The following is a 5,507-nucleotide window of genomic DNA, read 5'->3' on the forward strand; positions in this document are numbered from 1 at the left end:
TGCCGCCCCCGGCCCGCTCCGCCTCCGCCGTCACCCGCTCGTAGACGTTCGCCGTACCTCCCGGCGTGTAGTCCTCCAGCTCGTCCAGGACGCACAGGATCTCGCCGTACCGCTCCGGGTCCGGCTCCACCAGGGTGCCGGTGGCGACGCCGTCCCCGGCCACGGCGTACGGGTAGCCGGGGCCCTCGTAGAGCACGAGGCCGCGCACGGTGGCGGGCTCCTCGCGCACGGTGCGCCCGGCGAGGGCCCACGCGTGGTTGTGCTCTCCGGGCCGGAGGGTGCCGTAGACGAAGAACGGGAGGCGGGGCATGCTCGGCGTGGTCATGCTCCGGTCTCCTCGGCCACCCAGCGCGCGTAGGCCGCGCTCGCCCGGCGCACGGGCGTGGCGATGATCTCCGGCACGTCGTAGGTGTGGGCCTCGGCGAGGAAGGTCTCCAGGGCCGCGTAGCGCTCGGTCGTCGTCTTGAACAGCACCTGCCACTCCGGGTCGTCCCGCACCTCCCCCTCCCAGCGGTAGACGGAGGTGACGGGCCCGGCGATCTGCGCGCAGGCCGCGACCCGGCGGTCCACGGCCCCCGCGGCCAGCGCCCGCGCCGACTCCGCGCTGTCGGTGGTGGTCAGGACGGTCAGCAGTTCGGCCATGTCAGCACCGTATCCGGAACCGGGCGCCACGCGCCGCGTCCGATTCGTTCAAGACCGGCGGCCCGGGAAGCGCCTAGCGTCGGCGGCATGGCACGTACGACACCTGTGACACCCCGGTTCGATCTCGTCGGCATGGTGACGGCCGACATGGCCGCGACGCTCGCGTTCTACCGCCGGCTCGGGCTGGACCTCCCCGCGGAGGCGGACAGCGCCCCGCACGTCGAGGCCGTCGGCCCCGGCGGGGTACGGCTGGCCTGGGACACCGTGGAGGTGATGCGCGCGATCCACCCCGGCTGGGAGATGCCCAAGGGCGAGGGCCGTGTCGCGCTGGCCTTCCTGTGCGACGGTCCGGCGGACGTCGACCGCGTGTACGCGGAGATGACGGCGGCCGGGTACCCGTCCGTGAAGGAGCCCTGGGACGCGCCCTGGGGGCAGCGGTACGCGGTCATCGCGGACCCCGACGGCACCCCGGTCGACCTCTTCGCCCCGCTCGGCGACTGAGCCCTCACCCCGGGCCCCGGAGCAGGGTGCCGAGCGGCACCCCGGCCAGGGCGCGCACCTCGCGGGCCAGATGCGCCTGGTCCGCGTAGCCGGTGACGGCGGCGACCTCGGCGGGCGGCCGGCCCGCCCGGGCGCGCTCCAGGGCGCGCTGGAAGCGCAGGATGCGGGCGAGTGTCTTCGGGCCGTAGCCGAAGGCGTCCAGGGAGCGGCGGTGGAGCTGGCGCTCGCTGAGCCCCGCCTCGCGGGCGACGTCCGCCACGCTCCGGCCGGCCGCGAGGGCGCGGGCCACCGCGGGGTGGAGCTCCCGGCCAAGACGCCCGGGCGTGCGGGTGCGCGCCGCGAGCTCCTCCAGGGCCGCTCCCCGGTCGGCGGCCTCGGCGACGCGTTCGGCCAGTCGCCGCACCCGGGCGCCGGGCCACAGGGCGTCCAGCGGCACCCGTTGGTCGCGCAGCTCGCGGGCGGGGACGCCGAGGACGGCGGGCCCGGTGCCGGGGGCGAAGCGCAGTCCGGTCCAGGCGGTGCCGGGCCGCCCGGCGTCGCGCTGGGCCCGGGTGTCCGGGCCCGCGACCAGGAACCCGGCGGCTCCGTCGCCCTCCCGCCAGATGAGGTCCATGCAGCCGTCGGGCAGGACGAGGGCGGGGCCGGCGACCGGCGCGGCGGTGCGGGTCCACAGGACGGCGCCGCCGCCGAGGGTCGAGGGCCGCTCGCGGTACACCGGGCTCAGCCCACCGTGGCCGGGGTGCCGGAGCGGTGGGCGCTCGGGGTGACGCCCCGGTGCCGCTTGAACGCGGCGCTGAGCGCGAAGGCGTTGGCGTAGCCGACCCGGCGGGCCACCGAGCCGACGGTGGCGCCCGGTTCGCGCAGGAGGTCGGCGGCCAGGTCCATGCGCCAGCCAGTGAGGTATGCCATCGGGGGCTCGCCGACGAGCTGCCCGAAGCGGCGGGCGAGCACGGCCCGGGAGACGCCGACGGCCGCGGCGAGCCCGCCGACCGTCCAGGGGCGGGCCGGGTCCGCGTGCAGGAGCCGCAGCGCCGGTCCGACGACGGGGTCCGCCTGGGCGCGGTACCAGGCCGGGGGCTCGGCGTCCGGGCGGTCGAACCAGGCGCGGAGCGTGGCGATGAGGAGGAGGTCGAGGAGCCGGTCCAGCACGGCCTGCTGCCCGGGGGCGTCCTTGACGATCTCCTCGGCGAGCAGCGGCAGCAGCGGGCAGCGCCACTGCGCGGCCCGCATGACCAGCACCGGGGGCAGCGCGGCCAGCAGCCGTCCGCTGACCTCCCCGCCGAGCTGGTAGGTGCCGTTGACGAGTTGGGCCTCGCCGTCGGTGCCCTCGCCCCAGGTGCGCACGCCGAGGGCGAGTTCGGCGCAGAGCACGGTGCCGTCGGCGGCGGTGCAGGTGTCGTCGGGGTGGATGACGAGCTGCGGCGTCCGGTCGGCGCCCCAGGGCTCGTCGGCGACGACGTAGGGGGCGGGGCCGCGGACGACGGCGATGTCGCCCTCGTCGAGCCGCACGGACGCCCCGCCCTCGGGAGTGATCCAGCCGGTGCCGTGGAAGAGGGTGTAGAGGGAGAGCGGTGCGCCGTCCCGCACCCGCAGGGACCAGGGCGGGGACACGATCATCTGGTGGAAGAGGCCGCCCCGGGCCCGGGTTCCGTCCAGCAGCTCCGCGAGTACGTCCACGCGTCCAGCGTAGCCCGGGGCCATGTGGCGTCGCCGGGTGAGCGAGACGCTCGCGTATGCCCTCGAGCTTTTCGGCCATGGATCGTCTCGGCCGGGGCCGGTTGACTTACCGGCATGAACACCAACGACACCCTCAGCGCATCACCGGACGACGACCCGAGCGGCGGCCTCGTCCTCGTCACCAACGGCACCGGCCGCACCGGGCGGCGCGTCGTGGACCGGCTCCGGGGCGAGGGCGTCCCGGTGCGGGTCGGCTCGCGCTCGGGCCAGCCGCCCTTCGACTGGCACTCCGCGGCGACCTGGCCCGGAGCCCTGGAGGGGGTCTCTCGCGTCTACCTGGCCTACGCCCCCGACCTGGGCGCACCCGAAGCGCCGGACGTGGTGCGCGGCTTCACCGAGGCCGCGGTCAGTGCGGGCGTGCGACAGGTGGTGATGCTGTCGATGCGCGGCCGGAACGCCGAGCGCCCGACGGAGGTCTCGGCGCGGGCCACCGAGCGGGCGGTGCGGGAGAGCGGCCTGACGTGCACGGTCCTGCGGGCGGCCTGGTTCTTCCAGAACTTCAGCGAACTCGACGCCCTCCGCGAGCCGCTGCGCGGGGGCGGGCTGGCGCTGCCGACGGGGGACGGGCCGGAGGCGTTCGTCGACGTCGAGGACGTCGCCGACGTCGCGAGCGCCGTCCTGCGCGCCCCGGCCGACCACGCGGGACACACCTACGAACTGAGTGGGGGCCGGCTGCTGAGCTTCTGGGACGCGGTGGCCGAGATCGGCGTGGCCACCGGCCGGGAGATGGGCGAACAGCGCCAGACCATGGCCGAGTTCGGCGCCTCGCTAGCCGAACTCGGGCTGCCGTCAGCAGAGGTGGAGCTCGTGTGTGAGTTGCTCGACCGGGTGCGTGACGGCGAGATGGCCTACGTCTCGGACGGCGTACGGGAAGTGCTGGGCCGCCCGCCCCGGGACTTCTCGGAGTTCGCCAGGCGGGAGTCCGCCGGGGGAACTTGGGACCGCTGACCGCAAGCGGCCGCCCGCACTCCGCTGGGTGCGGGCGGCTGCTCGACACTGGTGAAGCGTGGCCCGCGTATGGAAAGTTACTCCTAGGATCTGACTGATCCTGACCAGTTGATCATTGCGGGACGTCATGCTCGGCGTCTCACGGAGGGGCAGTGACGTTGAGGACGCCATGCTGAATCGGCCGGTGGAACGCACGGGGAGGCGGGGGAAACGGGCCAGGCGCCGGGACACCTGGTGGGCCGTCACGGCGGCGGTGGCGCTCGGCTGCGGCGCGGCGGGGGCCGCGCTGCCCGGGGCCGCCGGATGGCTGCGGGCGACGCTCGCCGCGCTGGCCGTCACGGCCACCGTGAGCGTGGCCGCCGCGCTACGGGCCCGGAGAGCGCTGGCCACCGCCACAACGGCACGGGAGCGCGCCGAGGCCGTCGCCGGAGCGCGGGGCGCCGAGGTCGCCCACCTGGCCGGGGTCCGGATGCCCGCCATCACCGAACGCGTGCGGACCGGCCACCGGCTCGACGGCGTCCCGGGGCCGCTGACCGAACCCGCCGCCACCGGGGAGGACTTCGCCCGGGCGCTCGCCGCCGTCGTCGCCGGGCTCGGCTCCGACGAGGCGGTGCGCCGCGAACGTGCCCTGCGCGACTCGGTGCAGGCGGCCTTCGAGTCGGTGGCCCGCAACATGCACGCCATGGCGACGGTGCAGCAGCAGGTGCTGGACCACGTCGAGCAGATCATCACCGACTCCCGGCTCATGGGCGAGGTGATGAAGGCCGACCACGCGGCGGCGCAGATGACGCGCAAGGCGCAAACGCTGCTGGTGATGTGCGGCATCTGGCCCGCCCGCCGGGAGACGCGCCCGGTGACCCTGTACGACTGCGTACGCGGGGCCCAGTCGCGCATCGTGGAGTTCGGCCGGATCGACGTACACGGGGGCCAGACCCTCTACGTGGTACCGCCCGCCGTCGAGGGCCTGATGCACAGCGTCGCCGAACTGCTGGAGAACGCCACGGTGTTCTCCCCGTCCAGCACCCAGGTCGTGGTGACGATCCGGGAGGTGGGCGCGGGCGCGGTGCTGGAGATCGACGACGCCGGGCTCGGCATGCCGCCGGACGTGCTCCACCAGGCCCTGGGCCGGCTGCGCGACGACCTGGACCTCGCGCAGCTCGGCGCCGTCCCCCGCCTCGGCCTGGCCTGCGTGGGCCGCTGGTCCCGCGAGCTGGGCTTCAACGTCGAGCTGACCGGGGCCTCCGCGTACGGCGGCACCCGGTCCGTCGTCTTCGTCCCGCACCGGCTGCTCACGGAGCCGCTGCCCGACGTCGCCCCCATCCCGCGGCAGGCCCGCTCGCGCCCCGCGACGCGGGACGCGCACGCGTACGCCACGCCCGGCACGGAGCCGGTGACCGCCGCCTCCGCCGGGCCCGGGGCGGGCACGGACCCGTTCGCGGAGCGGGCGCCCGGGTCAACCGAGCCGGAGCTGCCCCGCCGTCGCAGCCGTCGCCGGGCCCCCGGACGCGGCCTCGACGGCACCCCGGCCGGTCTCGGCCTCGACGGCACCCCGGCCGGCCTCGGACTCGACGGCACACGGTCCGGGCCGGGCCGTGACGGCTTCGGGGCGCAGACGGCCGGGCCGGGCCCAAACGCCCCCGCCCCGTCGCAGCGCCCGGCCGCCGCGCCGCTGCCGCCGG

At 76.2% G+C, this 5,507-nt stretch carries 6 protein-coding genes and 1 pseudogene; 3 read left to right on the forward strand and 4 right to left on the reverse strand.

The features are described 5' to 3' along the window. Positions 1–76: 76 nt before the first annotated feature. Both HPT28_RS26980 and cutA read right to left on the reverse strand, forming a co-directional pair. Positions 77–325 (reverse strand): annotated as a pseudogene (locus HPT28_RS26980) (gamma-glutamylcyclotransferase family protein); the annotation flags it as partial. Next, a complete protein-coding gene (cutA, locus tag HPT28_RS15450; protein ID WP_219091656.1) occupies positions 322–642 on the reverse strand; it encodes a divalent-cation tolerance protein CutA in 321 nt (106 codons plus the stop codon). The pseudogene HPT28_RS26980 and the gene cutA, both read right to left, overlap by 4 nt. 87 nt (positions 643–729) lie before the next feature. Between cutA and HPT28_RS15455 the strand changes: the two genes are divergently transcribed. Continuing rightward, positions 730–1,143 (forward strand): VOC family protein, encoded by a 414-nt coding sequence (locus tag HPT28_RS15455; RefSeq protein WP_257578667.1) that lies wholly within the window; start codon positions 730–732, stop codon positions 1,141–1,143. Positions 1,144–1,147: 4 nt separating this feature from the next. Here HPT28_RS15455 and HPT28_RS15460 read toward each other — a convergent pair whose 3' ends face one another. Further along, entirely contained in the window at positions 1,148–1,858 is a 711-nt protein-coding gene (locus tag HPT28_RS15460) for an AraC family transcriptional regulator (protein WP_219091657.1), read from the reverse strand. Positions 1,859–1,863: 5 nt separating this feature from the next. Continuing rightward, a complete protein-coding gene (locus HPT28_RS15465; RefSeq protein WP_219091658.1) occupies positions 1,864–2,820 on the reverse strand; it encodes an AraC family transcriptional regulator in 957 nt (318 codons plus the stop codon). A gap of 114 nt (positions 2,821–2,934) precedes the next feature. Between HPT28_RS15465 and HPT28_RS15470 the strand changes: the two genes are divergently transcribed. Next, positions 2,935–3,828: an NAD(P)H-binding protein gene (locus HPT28_RS15470; RefSeq protein ID WP_219091659.1), complete on the forward strand. Its 894-nt coding sequence runs from the start codon at positions 2,935–2,937 to the stop codon at positions 3,826–3,828. Positions 3,829–3,997: 169 nt separating this feature from the next. Beyond that, on the forward strand, positions 3,998–5,507 hold a 1,510-nt coding region (locus HPT28_RS26985; RefSeq protein ID WP_257578668.1), incomplete at its 3' end, for an ATP-binding protein.

Origin of the sequence: Streptomyces sp. JJ38 (assembly GCF_019303475.1) — a bacterium.
Classification (GTDB): Bacteria; Actinomycetota; Actinomycetes; order Streptomycetales; family Streptomycetaceae; genus Streptomyces.